The sequence below is a fragment of the Paraglaciecola sp. 25GB23A genome (genome assembly GCF_040012495.1).
In the GTDB taxonomy this organism is placed as follows: Bacteria; Pseudomonadota; Gammaproteobacteria; order Enterobacterales; family Alteromonadaceae; genus Paraglaciecola.
Genome location: NZ_JBDYKM010000029.1, coordinates 18,892 through 40,063, shown reverse-complemented (window position 1 = coordinate 40,063; position 21,172 = coordinate 18,892). Strand labels below are relative to the sequence as shown.

General features: G+C 42.9%; 16 protein-coding genes and 1 tRNA gene. 5 read left to right on the top strand and 12 right to left on the bottom strand.

Annotated elements, in window-relative coordinates; translation table 11 throughout:
- Positions 1-115: 115 nt before the first annotated feature.
- From ABKW31_RS20810 to ABKW31_RS20770, 9 genes are all read right to left on the bottom strand, one after another.
- Positions 116-1,516: a VapE domain-containing protein gene (locus tag ABKW31_RS20810; RefSeq protein WP_348618543.1), complete on the bottom strand. Its 1,401-nt coding sequence runs from the start codon at positions 1,514-1,516 to the stop codon at positions 116-118.
- The gene (locus ABKW31_RS20805; protein ID WP_348618542.1) at positions 1,513-1,905 is read right to left on the bottom strand and encodes a hypothetical protein; all 393 of its coding nucleotides are present in this window, start codon (positions 1,903-1,905) and stop codon (positions 1,513-1,515) included. Before ABKW31_RS20805 ends, ABKW31_RS20810 begins: the two co-directional genes overlap by 4 nt.
- 111 nt (positions 1,906-2,016) lie before the next feature.
- Positions 2,017-3,012 (bottom strand): hypothetical protein, encoded by a 996-nt coding sequence (locus tag ABKW31_RS20800; protein WP_348618541.1) that lies wholly within the window; start codon positions 3,010-3,012, stop codon positions 2,017-2,019.
- A 215-nt stretch (positions 3,013-3,227) separates the two neighbouring features.
- The gene (locus ABKW31_RS20795; RefSeq protein ID WP_348618539.1) at positions 3,228-3,443 is read right to left on the bottom strand and encodes a hypothetical protein; all 216 of its coding nucleotides are present in this window, start codon (positions 3,441-3,443) and stop codon (positions 3,228-3,230) included.
- A 173-nt stretch (positions 3,444-3,616) separates the two neighbouring features.
- Positions 3,617-4,285 carry a recombinase family protein gene (locus tag ABKW31_RS20790; RefSeq protein WP_348618537.1) on the bottom strand — a complete coding sequence of 223 codons (669 nt, stop codon included), beginning with the start codon at positions 4,283-4,285 and terminating at the stop codon, positions 3,617-3,619.
- 86 nt (positions 4,286-4,371) lie between these two features.
- Positions 4,372-4,878: a hypothetical protein gene (locus ABKW31_RS20785; RefSeq protein ID WP_348618535.1), complete on the bottom strand. Its 507-nt coding sequence runs from the start codon at positions 4,876-4,878 to the stop codon at positions 4,372-4,374.
- Between the two features lie 303 nt (positions 4,879-5,181).
- Positions 5,182-5,523: a hypothetical protein gene (locus ABKW31_RS20780; protein WP_348618534.1), complete on the bottom strand. Its 342-nt coding sequence runs from the start codon at positions 5,521-5,523 to the stop codon at positions 5,182-5,184.
- Positions 5,524-5,671: 148 nt separating this feature from the next.
- Positions 5,672-6,088: a hypothetical protein gene (locus ABKW31_RS20775; RefSeq protein WP_348618533.1), complete on the bottom strand. Its 417-nt coding sequence runs from the start codon at positions 6,086-6,088 to the stop codon at positions 5,672-5,674.
- A 517-nt stretch (positions 6,089-6,605) separates the two neighbouring features.
- Positions 6,606-7,262: a PEP-CTERM sorting domain-containing protein gene (locus tag ABKW31_RS20770; protein WP_348618532.1), complete on the bottom strand. Its 657-nt coding sequence runs from the start codon at positions 7,260-7,262 to the stop codon at positions 6,606-6,608.
- A gap of 678 nt (positions 7,263-7,940) precedes the next feature.
- On the opposite strand from ABKW31_RS20770, the gene ABKW31_RS20765 reads away from it, so the two are divergent.
- The 3 genes from ABKW31_RS20765 to ABKW31_RS20755 all read left to right on the top strand — a co-directional run bounded on the left by ABKW31_RS20765 (position 7,941) and on the right by ABKW31_RS20755 (position 14,124).
- Positions 7,941-9,239 (top strand): PAS domain-containing methyl-accepting chemotaxis protein, encoded by a 1,299-nt coding sequence (locus ABKW31_RS20765; RefSeq protein ID WP_348618531.1) that lies wholly within the window; start codon positions 7,941-7,943, stop codon positions 9,237-9,239.
- Positions 9,240-10,282: 1,043 nt separating this feature from the next.
- Positions 10,283-11,308, top strand: a complete 1,026-nt coding sequence (locus tag ABKW31_RS20760) for a hypothetical protein (RefSeq protein ID WP_348618530.1) — start codon at positions 10,283-10,285, stop codon at positions 11,306-11,308.
- Positions 11,305-14,124, top strand: coding sequence for an AMP-binding protein (locus ABKW31_RS20755; protein WP_348618529.1), 2,820 nt, complete (start codon positions 11,305-11,307; stop codon positions 14,122-14,124). The genes ABKW31_RS20760 and ABKW31_RS20755 overlap by 4 nt, the downstream gene beginning before the upstream one ends.
- A gap of 571 nt (positions 14,125-14,695) precedes the next feature.
- On the opposite strand, the gene ABKW31_RS20750 is transcribed toward ABKW31_RS20755, so the two are convergent.
- The 3 genes from ABKW31_RS20750 to ABKW31_RS20740 form a co-directional block, all read right to left on the bottom strand.
- Positions 14,696-14,772 (bottom strand) — tRNA-Ile (locus ABKW31_RS20750).
- A gap of 199 nt (positions 14,773-14,971) precedes the next feature.
- Entirely contained in the window at positions 14,972-16,402 is a 1,431-nt protein-coding gene (locus tag ABKW31_RS20745) for a DUF945 family protein (protein ID WP_348618527.1), read from the bottom strand.
- A gap of 72 nt (positions 16,403-16,474) precedes the next feature.
- Entirely contained in the window at positions 16,475-19,198 is a 2,724-nt protein-coding gene (locus tag ABKW31_RS20740; protein ID WP_348618525.1) for a choice-of-anchor B family protein, read from the bottom strand.
- Positions 19,199-19,211: 13 nt separating this feature from the next.
- Here ABKW31_RS20740 and ABKW31_RS20735 point away from each other — a divergent pair, with 13 nt between their 5' ends.
- Both ABKW31_RS20735 and ABKW31_RS20730 read left to right on the top strand, forming a co-directional pair.
- Positions 19,212-20,060, top strand: coding sequence for an MbnP family copper-binding protein (locus ABKW31_RS20735; protein ID WP_348618524.1), 849 nt, complete (start codon positions 19,212-19,214; stop codon positions 20,058-20,060).
- Position 20,061: 1 nt separating this feature from the next.
- A complete protein-coding gene (locus ABKW31_RS20730; protein ID WP_348618523.1) occupies positions 20,062-21,165 on the top strand; it encodes an MbnH family di-heme enzyme in 1,104 nt (367 codons plus the stop codon).
- The last annotated feature ends 7 nt before the right edge of the window (positions 21,166-21,172 follow it).

Below are 21,172 nucleotides of genomic sequence, written 5' to 3'. Positions count from 1 at the left end.
GGGTTGGGTGGGGTAGCAAAATTCGCCAGCTTTTTTCTCCGGGATTTGATGGTTTTTAAATCATCTAACGAAAATAAAAGTTGAAATCTGCTACCCCGTCACCCACCACTTAGCTCTAATATTTCGAGTCATCATCCTCGTCGTGTATAGGTGTTTTTTTCGGCTGATAAGGCTTAGTAGGGGGCTGCAAAGCTTCACTAATTGGTGGCACCAACCAGCGTACTTTGCCTTGCGAGCGGGTAGATTGCCCTATCCGTTGCCGTAAAAAATCGCCGCATTCTTTTGCTTGTTGATTGGTAGGGTTCTGGATACCGACAACCTTCAGGAGTTCGCCTGCTGCTAGCCGTGTCCAGCTTTCTTTAGGCGCATCAAATTGCAGCTCACTTTCTAGCAAGTCTTCGATGGCAGTGCGTTTTTTATGGTGGGAATTTAACGCCTCTAATTGGTCTTGCTCTTCATCAGTTAGCCACCATTGCGGTGATTCTTTGCCTTTAAACATCTGTTCGTAGACTTGTGCCCACATTTGTTGCATGTCGATTGTATGATTGTGGTTAATGTCAATGCAGGGGAGAGTCCACCATCTGGTATTGCCGGTGGGATCCACTAAGAATTCGGCTCCATTGACCGTGGCGGCAAATGCGGTTCGTCTCGGAAATAATGACTCGCGTTTTCCATAAGGTACGCGGATTTTATCTTCTTTATTGGTGATGAAACCTTTGAGGCGCGACACATCTTTTCTAAAGGATGAATCGAGTTCGCCAATTTCAACTAACCAATGTCTAACTGCATTTATTAAGGAATCTTTGTTGTTGGTATCCATGTGGTGGTCAAGTAAAATGCAATGACTTGCTAGCTTCTCGTCATCGATAAGCTTGCCTATCCAGCGCGTTTTGCCCAAGCCTTGCGCGCCTTGCAGAGTTAGCACCCCTCGACTACTGAAATTATTTGGCATCGCAGCGGCTGCAATAGCACTTAGTAACCACTTGGTTATCAGTAAGCATTTAAAGTCGTTTGGAAATTCGTCTGCCACTGTAATGGTTGCACAGAGTTCATAGATTCGGTCTTTTTTATCCCATTCTTTTGATTTAACCCACTGCATAACAGGATTGACTTGGTTTCTGCTGGCGATTGCAAAAATGAATCGCTCAAAGTTGGCAGAATAAATGCCATTTAGCACAGCTAAGCTAGCCAGTTCGGCTTCTGCCACATTGCGATAATTGTCGCTACTGGATTTTAAGCCCGGTATAGAAATAATAACGTCTTTTGTTATCACGTCATAGGCAACGGTCACACCATAGAACTTGAGCATATATTCAATGTTTTCTATGGTGCCGAACGGTTTGTCAGAATCGTTAAGCATGGGAAATTTTAACGGATTTATTTTTTCGGGAGCTTTATCTGCCGCATTTGGCTCAGAGGTTAGTGCTCCAATTATTTTGCCCGAAACTAAACTGCGTTTAGGCGGCTTAACGTTTTGAGGCGAGGTTGTTTTGTCGCTGGTGTCTTTAAGTTTCATAAGACACCCCACTTTATGCCTACATCCTCAGTTTGTTTGCCATCCCCTTTAGTAATAATAACGACTTTTGTTATCACGTCATAGGCAACGGTCACACCATAGAACTTGAGCATATATTCAATGTTTTCTATCGTGCCGAACGGTTTGTCAGAATCGTTTAGTAGGGGAAACTTCAACGGATTTATTTTCTGAAGAGTTCTACCTTCCGCATTTGGCTCAGAATTTGATGCATTTGGCTTTTCTTTGACTTCAGGTTTTGGGGCAAGGCTTGGCTTTTTAGTGCTTATTTCCTTGTTACCATTATCATCAGGTTGAGTTTCAGGTTTGATACGATTTGCTATCGATTCTGTGCGGGCGACATTATCTTGCAGTGTTTTGTTTCCAGTCATTGTTTTCTCCATTATATTTAATACAGAGACGCAATTTTTTGCGCTCTTATATAGTAGAGATTACTGGTAACGCGAAATTGGGTAGGTTATTGAAATATATCAGTAATTAATTTATTCATCGTCGTAGTCCTGCGTGTTACCGGTAATGTCATCTTGATACTGAACTGTTTTATTGTCATAGTTCAAGTCATATTCAAGACTTTGATGCTCTCTAAATTCCACTTTAAATCTCGGTGTGTATGGTTCAAATTTTCCCTGTTTGAGATAAAAAGGGTCGCCACTTAATCCGGTGATTTCATTCAGCAACGTTCTCAGGCCTGTGAGTGCCTTGCGATAGCTTGGACTTGTGAAATCATGTTTTCGCTTTTCTTGTGGTCTGTAGAAGTCCTCAAGTATCCCAAATAATTTATTCGGCTGAGTAAGTTTTCTTCCTTGAAATGGCGAATTTTCGCGCTCTATTTTGCACAGGACTCTCTGCGCTACTTTGAATTCCATGTACGAGAATTTACTTTCTGTTTCCAAATCCAGTCGATAAAAAATAAGAACGGTAATATTATTCCAATGAACTTTTTTCTCCTTTTTGCTCGGCTGGAGGTCAGGAAATACAGCATAAAGCGATGTTCTCTGAATAAGTACTCGCTCGAAGTCGTCTCTTAATGCATCTGCAATTAGCTGGATTTTTGTGGGACGATTGCCGCGATATTTTCTGATTTCTAATTTGAGTTGCTGATAAATATTGTCTGCTTCTTGAATTTGCTCTATCACCAACATACGGCTTCGATTTAACTCGGGTAGAAATGCGTCGATTTGTTCCTCCGTAAGCAATGTATTGCCTATAGCATCCCACTCGGTGTAAGAATGCGTATAATTTGGTGATTTATCATCCCTGCGAGGTGACTCTCTTTCCTCATCTAGCTCATCAATAAGGTCTTCACATACCTTGACTTCCATTCTTTGTATATTTTCAAAGTAGCTAACCGAAGCATCGTCATCGAAATAGGGCAAAATGAAGAGGACAGCCTGCCAGATTGATACGGACTCACTTTCACAAAATTCATCGTTGAAAGTGCTAAACCAACGTAACTCCTTTAAAGAAATTCCATTCATATGTTTTGTTTGCCTTAATAAAAGTTGCGTCCCTGCAACATACTTACTTAGGTTTTAATTACTTGTCAATCTTGAGTAGAAATGCAGGGGTGGGTGGGGAGGCAAGTTCCGAAAAGTTTTTAGCGAACAGACAGCTGAGTCATTTTGACTAAGCCACTTTTTTGGATTTTGCCGGTTTGCTACCCCACCCACCCCAGCTCAGGTTGAGCCAGAATTTACAACAACTCTCTCCTCTTGCGCTCTAATACGTCGCCCAAATACTCCTCCAAGACACCTTCTGCATATTGGTCAAACTCACTGTCCAATATCTGAATGGCGATGGATTCATACAAGTCGTACTGCTCTTGCTGGGTCATGGACGCCTCTTTGCAGTTGGCATAGGCTAGCTCCAGACGCGCAGATACCTCCGATAACTCTCGGCTATTTTTCATAACGATACGTCCTTAGTTAGAGTGGTTAGCCAGAACGGCCCAGGTGATGACAATTAATGCTAATATGGGGAAGCAATAGCAGACCATGAGGATGGCAACGACATACGCCATTTCTTTACCATTCAGAACCATTAAGATAGATATTATTATTATCATGGCGGTAGCAATGTTTATCATATCGACCTCCTAAGCTTACTGACAGTAGGCACTGAGAATGCTTTTCCTCGATGCGTAGTCAGCCCTCGTGAATTTAATGCATTTGCAATTGACTGACACGTATCGAGTTGTTCCATCTCCACCAAATGTTGTATCACCTTGACGATTTTAGATTGCCACACCCGTTGAGCTTGCACCCGTTGCTGATTGGCGTTGCCGACATCACGATTTCTCAATAGTGAAAGTTGTGGATTGCCCATCACCACCCCCCTGCGTTTTGCTTCGGTCATGGCCTGCTTGGTTCTGACTGAAATCATCCTTGCTTCATGTTCGGCCATTGCGGCCAGTATGTGAATGGTGAGGTTGTCAATCTCGGGTAGGTCACACAACTTGAACCGTATGCCACGTTTTTGCAGACTGGTGACGAAGTGTAAATCCCGCGACAGCCTATCCAGCTTGGCCACCAATAAAGTCGCGTTGGCCAGCTCGGCATAGTCGGCTGCTTTGGTGAACTCCGGCCTGTCGATGCGTTTACCGCTTTCGACTTCCATGTATTCAGCTACTAGTTCACCGCCAAACTGCTGCAAGAAGTCTTTCACCGCTTGTTTCTGAGCATCGAGGCCCAGTCCTGAACGGCCCTGTTTTTGAGTGCTCACCCGAAAGTAAGCCACATATCTAATGGACATATTTAACTCCTGATGGAAATGTTGCATATCGCTAAAGGGACCTTTTGCGTGATGTGAAAAGGCCTTTTAGCGGGGTTATGGGGAGACTACTTAGAGATGGATTTGGCGCGGGTAGCTTTTAGTTTCAGCTCGTTTTCGGCACGCACTTTTGCTTTGATTGCATCACGCTCGGCCACCACATCGGGCAGGCTGACCTTGTCCTTTATGAGTGGCTGCATACTGTCGGTAAAGGCCTCAACATCGCCAATATTATGTAAGCGTTTAGAGTCTTTGAATGGTATCAGTATGTTTTCTGCTTTTAGGGCTGCGGACAGGAATCCGGCGTTATTGGCACTTTGGGATTTATACAGCGGGGTAAATATCCGGGCGTTGAAACTCTTGTCTGGGCTGGGGCGTTTTTCGATGGCACTCAGCACGTCGGTCAGCGCTATCCATTCGCTTGAGAACAGGCCGCCGGTTTCATTGTTGGTGATACGCACAAGTAGGGTTTTGCCTGCGGTATCGTAGCCAATGTTGTAGGTTAATGTATGTTCGGCAGGTGCAGATACTTTGCCGCAGGTCGAGATTTTTAGGATGTCGATTTTTGCTGTCATGAGAGCTTCCTCTGAGGGTTACGATAAGCAACGATTGTGCTTATTCAAATAAGATACCTAGAGAGCCGCAAAGGGGGGCTGAGTTTGTCAAAAGGGAAAGTGCGGTTTTTTTTGAGCATAAAACAGATCCACGCGTGGCTACTGACGAATGATCCTATATAGCAGAATACGGATTGTCAGTTGATTTATTTAGGGGGCGGCTTCGAGCGATCAGGAGACAGTCGGCTACTTTCGTGGCTATCTCTGGTTTACTGAGATAGCAGACGTTCGACACTTAGAATATCTTGTCTGTTAAGTAAATTTTTATAACGACAATCGGGTCTTTAAAAACACAAAATAATATGGTTCTTCTTTATCAATGTCAGGTGGCGTGCACAATATTGGGACTACACATGAAAAAGATATACTATCTATATTATCCCAAATTTCGGATGGTACAGCTTTAGGGAAGCTCTCAGAAGACGACCGCGCACTAGAATTACAATCTTCAATAGTTGTGTGATTTTTTATATTTACAACTTTAGTTAAAGCTAGTCCTTTGAAATTTTTAGTCGCAAAAGATGTCACCTCAGCAACGCACGCAAAAGCATTATTTGTCCTAAAAACAAATAAAATAATTAATCCTAGGTAATGTATTTTTTTCATGAAAAGTCCCTATAAATATTTTATGTGACATTTTAAGGCAAAAATTCAACACTAAAGGCGTTAAACAAATTTCAAATATTTTTACTCGCAGGAGCGTTTAACTGAAGTTGCATATATTTGAGCCCTAGACAAAGTAAAGTGTGAAAAACTACCTTACTGTGCTTTTTGCTAAAGCTTTCTCAAACTCTGCGAGAACAGCTTCTACGCGACCTTTTGCTGCGACTCCATTGGCGATCATCGTTCCCCAACCGCCATTGCTAGAAACTGCTGAAACAACAGGTATGTTGCTCTTCATAAGTGCTATGTCAGCCTGCATAGTTATACCTGAATCCACAGTGAATCTAAGCTCGAAATCCGCCTTGTCATCATCATCTGTCACTGTGAATCCGAACTTGAAAAGGATTTTAGAAACCTCTGGAAGATATTGTGTAGCCCAACCGTCAAGATGTTTGGGAATGTAAACTATCCTATTGCTTGAGCTGAAATCAAAGCCACTTGTCATGCCACTCGAAGTGCAACCTAAGAGGATAGCTGCACACAAAAAGAGTATTGAATTTTTAATCATCTGTTTATTCTCACGTTCTTAAGATTGCATGACAGAACTGCTTTTATATTGGTAATTATTTTGCCAGTCAACTTCTAACTAGAACTAATTTGGAATAATCAGGTACAGAACCACATTTATTTAAATGTATATTTGGACGCAGGAATAACCGCTGATTTAATAAATAGTATAAATTGGCTATTCGTGTCAGATGTTCTGCCGACATCTGTCCCTTGTGCGTCTGCAATATACAATAACTGCTAACTCGGCTAGCGAGCCATGATTGGCTGCAAATGGCACTGAGCCGAACTTCGGCAATGAGCGATAAATGGTTATACGCGTTGGCTAAGTCGTATGACAAGTTCACGTCCACACCTGCCTTTGAAATACAGCAAGACCGGCGGTTATAGAGTTCAGCATGCAATGTAATTTAACTCCGCATTCAAAAATGAAATATTGCAATTAGCGCTCGTTAGCATTCTCAAATTATGGGCAATAAAAAGCCCGCACGAAGCGGGCTAGTCACTAAGAGTGCTGTTTACGCTTTTCCGCGGCGCGACCAACCAAGGCCAGCGAGGCCAAGACTGAATAGTGCGAGGATGCCAGGAGTGGGTACGTGTGATGATGAGTTTACATCAAATGCAATTTCTCCCAAGGTTGTGGTGAGACCGGATCCATAATTTGAGATGACTTGGAGGCGGACATATGAACCAATTGAGTCAGTGAGGTCAAACACTTGTGCTGCCTGCGACGACTGGACACCATTAAATGCACCAACTGCTGTTGCTGCTGCAAAAGAACTGTCTACGGAAGTAAAGATTGCAAAGCTGTTAATAGCTTGCCCGGCGTTCGCCTGGCTCCAGAAAGCTAGCTGCTCAATCGAATACTGGCTGCCAAGGAAAAAGTCTATTACACCGATAACGACATTATCAGCGCTTGCCCAGGCATTAGAAAAATCGAAACCAGCGTGGCTTGGATTTCCAGAAATATACGTGGCAAAGTCGGTTGTGCCGCTAACAAACGCAGGTAAACCAGAACCATCGGAGAGGAAATCAACAGAATTTGCCGGAATTGAACTAAAGACACCTAATGTATTATTAGCAACACTCTCGGCGGACAAAATAACGCCCGCAGAAGCACCCATAGGCCATAGCAGCGGAGTCAGTATCAGCAGCCGTTTAATAAAACTTTTCATTACATTTTTACTCTTGGTTAGTGTTAGTAAAACCAACGTGCAACTATCATTCCAATCGCCATACCTTGGTGCTTCCAGTGATTCCAGCCTACGTTAGAAATAGAAGTTGTAAAAGAACCTGACACTTACTAGATGTCACAAAAGAGGTGAAAGCGGAATTGCCTAATTTCGGCTTCAATTCCCATTTGAGTCAGTCAACAAACGAATGACGAGTAATGACACAAAGGGATGATTAGAGAATGACATCTGACTGTCTGCATACCTTAGCAAAACAGAAATAGTCTAAAAAATCCTGACAGTCCGCAAGTGGCACAAACGCGAAATTCGGCTTTGAGCGATCTATAGTCGACGACGTTCAGGGCTATTGCTGGTTTACTCAGAAAGCGATCATAGGTCATTCAAATTTGCACTAGAAGTTTGTGCAAATTGCGGTCATTTGATATCCGCATACTGACTGGCATAAATTACGCTAAAATTTATCGATTAATTATCTCCCTGATCTTTTAAACAGCATCTTGTGTATTTTAAAGATGTTGATTAGGATGCCATAGAATTATTGTCAATAACTTCTATCTACTTTCAATCAACTAAAACTTCTGTATATGTTCTATATGCAAATTATAAAGGTCCACTTACCTTATTATTCAAAACAGTTCATTTTCGCAAGGTGGTAATGTCATGTTTTTTTCAAAAAAAAGTATTGATTTTAATGTTTATGAACAGACTCAAAAGAAATGCGCTCAACTTGCTTTTGATTTAATAGCTGTTAAAACAAACACAGCCTTCATATCTTTTACCCCCGACGGCAAAATCATTGAAGTGAGTGAGAAATTCTCAAATATCGTTGGTTATAGCAGCGATGAATTAGTGGGTAAAGAACACCGTTTTCTGTGTACGCCAGAGTTTTACAACTCCCCTGCTTACTCGGCCTTTTGGTCAGATTTGTCTAAAGGCAATCAGCATTCAGGTACCTTTCATCGATTGGGTAAATCGGGTAAGAAAGTGATTCTTGAAGCAACCTACTTACCAGTAAAGGATGATGATGGTAGAGTTTTGCGCGTAATTAAACTTGCCACTGACATCACTGAGAAGCAACTCCACCTGTCGGATAAAATTGCAATCATTGATGCTCTAGATCGCTCGCTTGCTGTCATTGAATTCACTCCCGAAGGTATTATCCAAGCTGTAAACCAAAACTTTTTGAACACGATGAATTACCAAGAAGCTCAGGTGTTAGGCGAGCACCATTCAATATTTTGTTTTGACGCTTTTTATCGAGAAAATGCCGATTTCTGGAAAAATCTCAAAAGCGGGAAAGTATTTTCTGGCCGATTTGAACGCAAAAATATTAAAGGCGAGAGTATCTGGCTTGAGTCAACATATAATCCAATTAAAGATGAAACAGGTAAGGTTTACAAAGTTATTAAGTTTGCATCAGATATTACCGCAAGAGTGTTAGCAGCAAATCAGGCAGTGGATATTGTTGCGGCGACCTCCGAAGAAACATCCCAAATTACTCAAAATGCAAGCAATGCATTGGAAAATGCAGTACGTTCTTCTGAAACTATTGCCGTTCAAGTAAAAAAAGCCAGCGAAATAGGTTCACAACTAAGCCTTCAGTCTAAAAGTATTGCTGACATCGTTAGCACTATTCACGGCATTGCCGATCAAACTAATTTACTCGCGTTGAATGCTGCCATAGAAGCAGCTAGGGCTGGAGAATCCGGCCGAGGTTTCGCAGTAGTTGCTGATGAAGTTCGAAAACTGGCGGGTAGGACAGCTGAAGCTACTAACGAAATATCCTCCGTCGTAAAAAAAAATTCAGATTTAATCAGCCAAATTGATTCACAACTTTCTGGAATTAATAGTATTAGTTCAGAGGGTCAGGAGAGAATCATGGAAGTATCATTAGGAATTACAGATGTTGCCCGAGGAGTCTCTAATTTTGTGGATGTAATACAAAAATTGAGATTATAGTTCAATTTTAAACTTTGTATGATCAGTTTAATATCTTCCTATTCTTTAGACACATTTACCTTAGCAATTTAAGTAATATAAACGTGTTATGAATAAAAATTTTACTGAAGCTATACGTTATATTATGCAGTTAAAATAACTAACCATTGGGTTCAAAGAACAACTTTAAATAGAATCGATTGAATTACCACCTTAATTTGTTCGCACAGAAGTTCTGTGTTGAGATAATCGCGCTCAGCAAAAGATACAAAAACCCTAGGGCTGTTATCGAGAAAATTAAAACTTGTGAAGTAAACCCTGACAGTCTCCTTTCTGCTAATTGGGATCGTTCATTGGGTAGAACGTGAACAGCCGCTTTTGGCACAAACTACTCATTCAACTCAAACAATAAAGCCGCTCTTCAACGTCATTAAAATGAATATTTACTCACAGCCCATGCAGGTCATTCAGTTTTTCAGCTTTTCAGTTTCTCGCCACCCCACCCACACCCAAGTCGTCGAAATTTCAGCAGCCCAAAATCCACAACAAACCTCACCGCCTGTGCTCCACAGTCACGCCCTGCGCCAAAATTCTGCGCGCTGAGTAAGGTCTGTGATGGGCCGAGTCGAAAATCACGCAGCGGGCCACTGAGCAGAAAATTGCCGCAGATGGATGTTTTTGAGAAAAAGTAGTGATCCAAAAGATATTCAGTCACCTGAATACAAAAAATGACGATGTCGTCGAGCTATTGCCCCAAAAAGTCGAGCACCGCCTCAGATAAGTCTGTTTGAATAAAAACCGTTCATCATCATAAGCAATATTCAGAACTGGTTTGCACAACAGCGGGAAGCGCTTGTTCTAAATTCTGAATTATGTGAAAACATCTGATTAATAGACGAAAAATAGCCGACTTTCACTCCCTTTAAGATATAAAAGAGATGTAAATATGGAAAATATGAGGCAAGATGTATTTTTATTTTATGAAAAATGACGTTTTATCCTACCTATACTCAGGCCTAATTATCGAAGCCATACTGAACAAAAATTCCGCGAGAATACAGTAAATGAATAAACCTGAATCGAAACAATGCAGTGATTCGGTAAAACAAAGTCTAATAGCAGCCTTTTGGAAACATCATCCTGTAGCAGACCAAACTGCCGAAGAACTTTGTGCTGAAACATTGACGTTTTATGACGAGGTGCAGTCTGACGTCATTAAGCTTACGCCAGCCGGAAACTATCAGGTAGCGAAACGCGGCGGTATAGCGCATTGGAGTGGCGATGCGATGGGCCGACGCACATTTAGCGAACGCTACGTGCAAAGCGAGCACGAATGGCAGGCAATTGCTGATCTACCTGTTTCACTTACCTCAATTGAAACTGAAATTGTGCATGCTGCCGAACTTTTATTGGACAGGCGCCGTTGTAATCGACCTGTTTACGTGACTGTATTTTCACCGCTGACCCAAGCGTTTATGCTAGCAGGAGAGTTAGAGCTGCAACGCTGTTTGCAACAGCATCCCCCGCTATTGCGTGCCGTTTTAGATAAACTTACCAGAACAACCCTGTTATTGTTACAAGCTTACCGTGACATTGGCGTGACACATTTTTATATTGCGATGCAACATCGTTCGCATGCAATACTTCCGCAGGCTATGTATAAGGACCTTAATGACTCCTCTGATGTATGCTTTTTAAATGCCGTGTTGAGTGGTCACGGTCAGACTCGGTCCCAGCAATCTGCGCTTTTCCCAACAGCTATCTTACACCTACATGGTAGCGAGGTTTATTTTGACACTCTACCTGCACACCCTGAACTTGCTGTGCATTACGAGCTTACACCAGAAAATCCAAAGCCTCACAGCTTCGTTGAACAACACAATAACTCACTGGTATTGGGTATACCTCTAGACGTATGGCAAACAAGTTCCCCTGCTGTATTCGCTGAACAAGTGAAGCCAATACGCGCTGTCCTCGAGCAACCTAGCATATTATTTACGACGCCTTGCGTGGTTCCGCAGGCGGTGCCTAACACGGAGGTCGCGCGCTGGGTGAGATTATTTCGTCAATATGCCAATAGCTTTCAATGAATCGACTGTGTCCAAATAGTCTATCTACCCCGACACCTTGGACGATGGGAGATCTTGAGCTAGGCGTTTTCCAGCGAGTAGCGAAAATAGCTAAGCAGTTTGCCGATGAATTCGCTATTTATGACACTGACGAGAGAGTTACGTATCGTCAATTATTGTTAGAGGCTGAACTGCTAGCCGCTCAGCTCAATGAAGTACTCACATCATATACCGCTGCATCTATGAAAAATCATAGACCCGATGAGCTTGCACCCATTGGCTTATTATTACCCCCTGGGGCCAATATGGTAAAGGCTATGTTGGCGATATTAAGGTTGGGGCGCCCTTATGTTCCACTCGATACATCCTATCCGCGTGAACGTATTCTAGCCATTGCGCACCATGCTGGTTGTGCGCTCATTTTAACCGATCGGCAAGGTAGTTTAGTTGATGACATTAAAGTCGTGTGCCCGGTGTTGTTATGGCCAAAAGCGATAGAAGCGGGTGTGGAGGTCAATGTATTACCTACCTTACCTAGTGCACTTTGCAACGCTTATATTTTGTATACTTCGGGCAGTACTGGCAAGCCTAAAGGTGTATACCAGGATCAGCGTGGTTTGTTGCATGATGTAATGCAATATAGCCAAGCTATTGGCATCAGCCATAAAGACTGCTTTACCGGTTTTTATTCACCCAGTGTGAACGGTGCTATCCGCGATATCTGGGCAGCTTTACTCAATGGCGCCTCACTCGTACCAGCACAGCCACAAGTCTTGGGTTTTGTTGGCATGGAGGACTTGGTTGCGAACTATGGCGTTACTGTTTTTCATGCCATACCGCCCTTACTGCGCGCATTTTTGGCGAGTGAACCTGACCCCAGACAACTGTTATCTGTTCGTGTATGTTACATTGCAGGAGATAAGTTTTATGCACGAGAGGTCGCCGATTTATATCGCGTTTTTCCTTCGCATTGCCAAATTTATACCGGTATCGGTTCAACTGAATGTGCCACCCTCTATCGACATTGGTTATTGGACGCAACAACATCACTAACCACTGAACTTTTGCCCGCTGGCTTCGCTATCGAAGACCGCACAACATACTTAATTGCTGAGCCTATAATCAATCCATCTGCAACCGAAATAGAAAAGGGTGCTACTGGATTTGTGCAGGTAGGCAGTGCATATTTGGCGCGCGGTTATTGGCATGAACCAGACCTTACTCAGCAAGCATTTTGCCAAGACGCGGCGCAAGATAAAGTGCGTTGGTTTATGCCGGGAGACCGCTTTCGAGAATTATCTGATGGCTTATATGAGTATCTGGGTCGCGCTGACAGCCAAATAAAAGTGCGTGGTTTTCGAGTTGATGTAAGTGAATTAGAACGTTTCAGCCACGCTTGGCTCGCTGATAGAATGGGTGTAACACATCCTGATGTTTGTAAAGTGGTAGTGTGGCAGCCAAACGTTCTGGAGGAACCAGCATTGGTTTGGGTGTTTGCCACCGACGTTTTAGATGTGCTGGAGAGCGAGACACAACAACAGAAATTAGCACAGGAGCTTCAAGCCGTCCTTGCTACCCAGTTTAGCCATGCTGCTCAACCGCAAGCCCTGTTGTGGCATGACAAGCTGCCACGATTGCCGAATTACAAACTTGATCTACAGGCATTGAAAGACTGGGTGAGTCAACAACTGATGCAAGTTTACGCTAGCAAACAGCGTGTAAGCGATCAGTTAACGCTTATGCAGCAGGTATTAGATGGGTTTCAAGTTGCAAAAGAAAATGCAACGTGGGCTCAACAGCTTATCACCACCTGGTGTGATTTTTTTAAAGTTGGCCTCACTTCCGATATGGTTTCCCACAGTTGGGAGCAAGTCAACGCAGACTCACTTTCAATAATGAATTTTTTTTCCGAACTAGATAATCGCCTGGGCATCCGCACGGCTTATCAGGATATTCCCTTGCCGTTTAGTTTAGGCAAGCTATATGACTTTATTGCCGAAAATTACAACTTTTCAGAAACAAACAAGCTTATCACGGCTGATCTAGTAGTAGTGCCACCGTTTGTGGGCTTGGCAGGTTTACCCGAGTTTGACCATTTACTTTCCGCTAATATTTGTTTAACCAAAGTGCCAACCACGGCGCTTTATAACCCTATTGGTGAAATGCAACCAGATTTAAATGAAGTTGTGGATAAGTTAGTCACGTACATACAGCAACTACGCCATGAACGACCAATATATTTTTATGGTGTAAGTAGTGGTGCAAAACCGGCATTTTTCGCCGCATGCCGACTTCAAGACTTAGGCATAGATGTACGGACTATTTTTGTTGGTGACGCTGGGCCACTTGGACGTGCCCAACATTTTGGTTCTGAACGTTTGCGCGCATTTTCATGGTTAACCTCAGATATACCAAAATTTGAAGGTAAGGTGATTGAAATAATTGCCATGAAAGATCGTCCTGAACCCAAAAATGGCATGCCAATTGAAGAATGGAATCAATATTCACCTCTGGGGTGGTTTGCCTATGCACGCGACATAGCTTACTTACCTGTACCTGCAGACCATGTGGCGTGTTTGACAAGTTTGCGTGTGATGGATGCCATTAATGCAGAAGCAACAGAGTCAACGACAACACAGGTTTCTTATTTTTCCACTGACGTGTCGGCAGCCCCGGCGATTAAAGCTTACGCCCATAAGTTGTTACTCGCGCAAAATGCTCTCCAACAAGCTGAAGCGGTTTGTTGGTACGAACAGTTTTTTATGCTTTCCCCGGAACTGCGCCATATTTACCAGTTTAATCTGGCGTTAGCGCGTAGACGTGCTAATCGATTCTAAACTGACGTTTAAATAACACGATGGAACCACCAATACTCTACTATGTTTCAATATCGAAAAAGCTAAGTCAGTTTTATCGATACTCTTTACCTTATGAATAAAATCCTTGTAATTCAATTCTTCGAAAGCAACTTATCGGTGTTATTATTTAAAACCCATAAAGTACTTTATGCAGCGAAAGCCGCTGGTCGCAATAAAACCGTCGTTGTCTGATGCCACTATTAAAATGAAGTAGTTAACAGTCAACCTAACACTTATTTAATTAAATGTGACACTAAACCTCTGGGATGGTCATTGGCCCAAACCGTAATATCAACACCACCACAGCCGAAAGTGGCAGTTTTGCCGCCGCCCAAAATCCACCACAAACCTCACCGCCAGCGCTCCGCAGTTACTCCCTGCGCCAAAACTCCTCTCGCCTCATACGTCTGTGATGGTCCGAGTCGAAAATCACGCAGCGGGCCACTGAGCAGAAAATTACGGCAGTTGAATTATTTTAGTGAAAAATAGTGAGACCCGAAATCTATAAGTCGGCGGGTCTGAGATAACTCTATGATTTGTAAGGTAAAAATGGTGGCCCAACCCTGACTTGAACAGGGGACCTGCCGATTATGAGTCGGATGCTCTAACCAACTGAGCTATTGGGCCATTTTGTATTGCAGTTTGTCTGTTAGTTTGGCGCAATAAGGTGCCTGAGCTAACAAAGCGGTGCGCAGTATAAGCAGTTTTATTAGCCTTGTCATTAGTTTGCGCGTTAATGACTGACTGTTTGGTGGATTTTTGTGCGCTTAGTGTAATTAAAAGCCACCTGCGTAACAGGTGGCCGGCACAATATTGGTTTTGCGTTTTATGGTATCGGTAAGGGGATAGGGTTGCCGTTTATATTGGCTTGGCTATCTTTCAACTCTGCAACAAGTTGGTATCCTTCTGCCGTGGCCTCTAGTAAGCCCTGTTGCACTAGATTTTGCAGCATTATTGGCGCTTGTTGCATAGCAATTTCATTGATTTGCTCAGGTGTTGCTTGAGCTAATTCTGGATTGGCTTTTAGTTGTGATTCTAGTACTAACACAGCAATCATCTGAGCAACACTTTGTTCTATTTCAATATGAGTACTGGCTTGAAGATGACTTAGCCAGAATGCATTGTCGAGTAAATTGTCTGGCAAGTGGGTGATGTTAACCAATTTGGTGAAAAGCTGACCGTTGAATTTACCTTGTTCAAGGTTGCCACTGACTTGTGCGATGTTAAATTCAGGTGAGGCAATAAGTAAATCAAGCAGGTTATTGTTCAAGAAATCCATTAATTGTTGCTGCACTACGTTTGGATCGCTCTGTGGATTTTTTACGACATTTTGTATTTGTGCTTGATAGGCTTTAATAAAGTCTGAGCTTAGGTTTTTCATATCCACATTGAGGCGCAAGTCTTGGCCTACTGAGCCCATCACGTCATAGTGCTCAACGGAATACGAAGAAAGAATATGGAATATCTTTTTGTTGCGGTCAGTGACGCTCTCACCACTTAATAAGGTATTTTGAATATTACTATTCAAGGAGGGATTTTCACTATCCGTAAAACTCATACTCGCGATAGTGACTTTCACTAGGGAGTCATACATTTCACCAGAAAAAATTTGTTCCATGTTAGCTTTGAGCTGAGAATCGACATGGATATTATCAATTTTTGCTTGTTTGCTAGTACTATCGATACTGACTTTATCAATATTGGCAATATAAGTGATATTGTTGCCATGTACATCGCCACTGCCTTGGTAGCCGCTAAAGCTCAAGCTGACCGGCTCGTCATTCTCAGTGGTTTGGATGTTAAAAGGCACGATATGGTCGCTGATAGCCGTTGAACCAAGTAAGTCGGTTTTGGCGTTAAATACATAAAATGCTTGGTCTGCGGCAAAATCTAGATTGCTACGCAAATTTTCGCCCTGATAACTTAGGCTCCATGCTTCTCGGCCAAACGTTAGGCTTTCACCCATTAAAACCGGCCCATGTTGGGCATCAAAATTTAGGTCAAATGTAAAGGTTTGCTGCTCTGCGTCCATTTCGGGAAAGCTCACAGATACTGTTATTACGGCGCTTGAATTGAACCAGCCTGATTTAACTTCTTTTACCATCGCTTTGTATGGAGGAATATCATTAATTTGTGCGACATGAGCGTTTAAGCTGTCGATGACCGAGAGGCCGATAATTTTTGGTGCTATGGCAATACCAGTAACGGCGGCCACTGCAAGGCCAGCCCATATGATGACAACAGGTGATTTTTGCAAGTGTATTTCCCTATATCGTAGGTTAGGTTAATAAATTGGGTGAGTAATATTAATTGCGTTTTTGTAAGGTTTTTAAGACGGTTGGGACCGCTTCCATCGAAGCGCTAAAATTAGCATAGCTAAGCCGAGTAATGCAAATAGACTGCCGCCTCCAGAAGAGGAGTTTGTATCGTTGCCAGTGCTATCAATCACATTAATTTGTACGCTATCTGTCGTACTAAGACCAAAATCGTCAGTAACGGTGAAGCTGAAAACTAAGGTACCAGCGCTTGCCGGTGCGGTAAAATTGCTATTTGCCGTTGTTGCATTGTTCAAGGTAACCGCGGTGCCCGAGGTTTGCTGCCATAAGTAACTGACTGCACGGCCTTCAGGATCACTGCCAGTACCTCGAAGTTGGCTAACTTGGCGCGGATTGAGTTGCAGGTTTTCGCCCGCGTTAGCTACCGGCGCTTGGTTAGACTCATCGTCGTAAATGGTAACGCGCAGGGTATTTTGTTCGCCTAAAAAGCCACTGTCTGCAGACTGTAGCACTAATAAAAACGATTCATCTGTTTCAGCCAGATTATCGTCAATCAAACTAAATTGGAGATTACGCAGACTGCTATCACCGTCGTCCCACACGAGGCTTCCGGCAGTGAGTATTACATCTTGATCAAGCACTGCGGAGTCTGACTGAACAAAATAGTTGATAACAATTTGCCCACTACTGCCTCCCAAGCGTTCTAATTGTATTTGTACCGCGCCGTCATTTTCTTTTACTTCAAGCTCACGTTGAACAAAATTGATGTTACCGGTTCGCGCTACACCATTGATTTTGACTTGGATAATGTTTGGATAGCTCAAAGCCAAACCGTTACGAGGATTGACCAGTCGGACAAAAAAGACCTCTTCTGATTCTTCAACATCATCAGTATTGATGGTCACCGGGATAAACTGTGGGGCGTTATCATTGGCAGACCAACTTAATTCGCCTTGGGATATTTGTCTATCAGCTGTGGTTGCTGAACCACTAATAATTTCATAAGCCACACTGCCACTGTCAGAACCGCTTTTATTTACTGTGATTTGGTTAGACTCGCCTTCGTCAAGACTTAACTGACTAAGTGAAAAAGCGACGCTGTTATTGTTGGTCGTTAGGGTATCGTCACGTAATACAAACAAACCACTATTAATATCACTGACTAAAATTATACCACTGGGTAAAAATGGATAAACGCCCCAAGCGCCATTAAAGGCCGCATTATTTGACACAGGATAGGTATCGAAGAAGCCAATTTGGCTTGGGCTTGCGGCTTGAGTGATGTCGAGTACTGTCATACCACGTTCATAATTTGACATAAAATAGTGATTACCGCGCACAAAACCATTGTGATCGATGGCACGGGTGGGGCCTGTCCAAGTGCCGACTAAGCTAGGCTGTGTAAGGCTGCTAATCTCAAAGATGTTCAATGTGGTATTAATATTATGACGTTGCTCATCTAATTCATCGTGGACAATCACAAATTGTTTGTCTTCTGTCCACCAACCAGAGTGGGTATATTCCGCTAAGGGATAGTTACTACTGCTTAGCTCTACCGCTTGGTTGGCACTGCTGTGATCCCAAATTCGCAGAGTGTTTTCATTAAAATCTAATAAGACATTGCAGCCTATATCGGTGGCGTTAACACAGTCAGTTTGCGCGCGACTGTCTGTTATCAACAACGAGGAGGCGTCGTGAGTGTAATCATTGCGACTGGCGCCAGCCATTTGGTATTGCAAAGAAAGTGATTCAGGGTTGAGCAAACTGTAGGATCTGAATGCGCCGTTTGAGCGATTAGAGCCTGCAACGTGTAACAAGGGCTCAGTTCCTGTCAGTGCTATATTCAAGCCGTAATCAACATTACTAATATAGACATTGTGAGCTGAAGCATCGAGAGTTTGGCGAGTGACTAAACTGATACTTTGCGGCAAACCAGATAAATTAATGATGGTTAGCCCTTCACTTACGTTGTCTGCAGTTGCATAGGCGTAAGCCTGCCAGCGATTGGCGTTGCTATCGAAATATTGCCATACTTTTATATCGCGCCACGAGGTTGCTTGGCCACTAATGCTGCCGACAATAACCGGGCTTTCAGGTTCGCTGACATCAACCACACTAATGGCATTGCTCAGACCAATAATGGCATATTCTTTACCGGTGTTTAAATCTATGTGACCCCATATGTCATTGCCCGCGTTTGGTGAGCTAGGAAATTCGCTTAGGGCAAGGTGAGATAACAATGAGATGTTTTCACAGGCGAAGCCAGCGGCACTGCCATTGTCACAGTTGCTGGCAGTTTGACTTTTTTGCATTAGATTTAGCGCACTAAATCCTGAGCCTTTTGCCAGTAAATTTACTTGCGGCAGCGACTTACTATCACGTATTACATGAAAGCCTTGCTGGCTTAGTTGCTCAGCAAAGTCTGCAGGAACCCCACTGAGGCTAGTGATAAAAGTATCCGGATTTTGATTTTGATACTGATCAATTTGATCAAAGCCCCCTAATACCGTTACAACTTGGCCACTGATGTAGAGTAAATCTTGTTCTGTACTTATTTGATACTGACCTTGAGCGACCAGTATTTTATCGCCCTTTGCAGCTTGTTGTGCAGCATAAGTTACTGTTTTGCATGGCCTAAAACGATTGTTACAAAGACCTTCGTCAATGCCATTATTGGCAACAAATCTCGCTTTGTCATGTTCAGCATGAGCCAGAATACCTTGACTGAATGCTAGGGTAAGCAGCATTATGCCGCCTTTGAATAAACGTGTTAGCACAGTTATTACCTAAATGATTAAGCAAAATATATTATCAATAAGACCGCAGAATTTACATAAACGCTTCAAATATAGTTTGTTATTACTGTTTATTTTTCTGTCCACCAGTTGCACCGACGCTGCAGACAAACCCAAGTTAAGTGAGATTAATGTGCAAGTACTTTATAAGCAAGAGGCTTTAAGGTGCGCAGAAGCAATAACGATTGGTGAACGTAAGTGGGACATAGAGCGCTTGGCTTTTTTTGTGAGTGAGCTGAATACTAGCCAAAATGGTATCGAACAAGCACTACTACTGCATGATAACGAATGGCAAAATGATGGTGTTGCCTTGCTAGAGTGGACTGATTGCAGAGCACAACAAGCAGATTCTGAAGATCCAGCGTCTCCATTGACGGCTGTATATCATGCTAAGTTGCAACTCGCCCATCCGCAGGACTTTGCTCTAGGTAGTCATTTAAGGTTTACGGTGGGCATTCCCTTTGAATTAAATCATCTCAATCCACTTAGCCAAAAATCTCCCTTGAATATACCTTCTATGTTTTGGTCGTGGCGGGCAGGGCACAAATTTTTTCGGGTTGATATGCAAGGACAACAGCAAAGTTGGGTGTTTCATTTAGGGAGTATTGGTTGTGTGGCCGATTCAGCTATGCGCTCGCCAAGTATGCAATGCAAAGAACCAAATCGAATCGAATTTGATTTGCAGAAACAGCAGCAGGGCCAGGTTTTAGTTTTGCATCTAGACCGGCTATTAGCAGGGCTTGAGTTAAATAATCAAAGTGCATGTTTAATGCAGCCCGAGCAGCCAAGTTGCCAAGTATTAATGACAAACTTACGTGATAATCAGGTATTTGAATGGCGTTAGCATGGTTAAATTAAAGGCTGGATTTGCGTTTATATTAGCCCTAGTGTTGTGTTTGATGGCCTGCAAACCCGCACCACAATCCTATCAATGGCATTTACCTGCGGGTTTTCCAGAGCCCATTGTGCCACTGGATAATCCGATGAGCGAGGCTAAGGTTGAATTAGGTAAACGTTTATTTTTTGATGTGGATCTGTCATTTAATCAGTCAACTTCTTGTGCTTCTTGTCATCAGCCTCAATTTGCTTTTGCCCAAAACAGTCAATTTTCTGTTGGCTCAACAGGCCTGGTTTTGAGGCGTAACTCACAAGCTTTAATTAATGTGGCCTATAACAGTAATCTTACCTGGGCACATTCTGGTTTAAACAGCATCGAACAACAAATTTTGATCCCACTATTTGCCGAAGATCCTATTGAACTGGGGATTACAGGACATGAGGATGCAGTACTTAGTCGATTTGATAGCCCAGCCTATCAAACTTTATTTAAGCAAGCTTTTGGCAATGAAGGTGCCAGTTTTGCGTCGATTGTCAATGCGCTTGCTAGCTATGTGCGCAGTTTAACTAGTTTTAATTCAGAATTTGACCGTTATGCTTACCATGCTGAGGATGATGCCATGAGTGAGGCGGCGAAGCGGGGTATGGATTTGTTTTTTTCTGAGAGGTTAGAATGTTTTCATTGTCACGGTGGCTTCAACTTTACTCAGTCTAGTCAGCATCAAAATCAACGACTCGATTTACGTCCATTTCATAATACTGGTTTGTATAACGAAGATGGTTTGGGGGCATTTCCAGCAAGTGACCAAGGATTATTTGAAATCAGCCTCTTAGCCAAAGATATGGGCCGCTTTAGAGCACCAACCTTAAGAAATGTTGAGCATACTGCACCTTATATGCACGATGGCAGTTTGGCCACATTGGCCGATGTGATTGATTTTTATGCCGCAGGTGGGCGCGGAGCTGGAACCGAAAGCCCTCTAAAGAGCCCATTTATCAGAGGTTTTGATTTACAAGGTAGTGAAAAACAAGATTTAATAGCGTTTTTAGCGAGTTTAAGTGACGAAGGGTTTTTAACCGGTAAACCCTCAACAACTAAAGAAGCCGATTAACAGCACA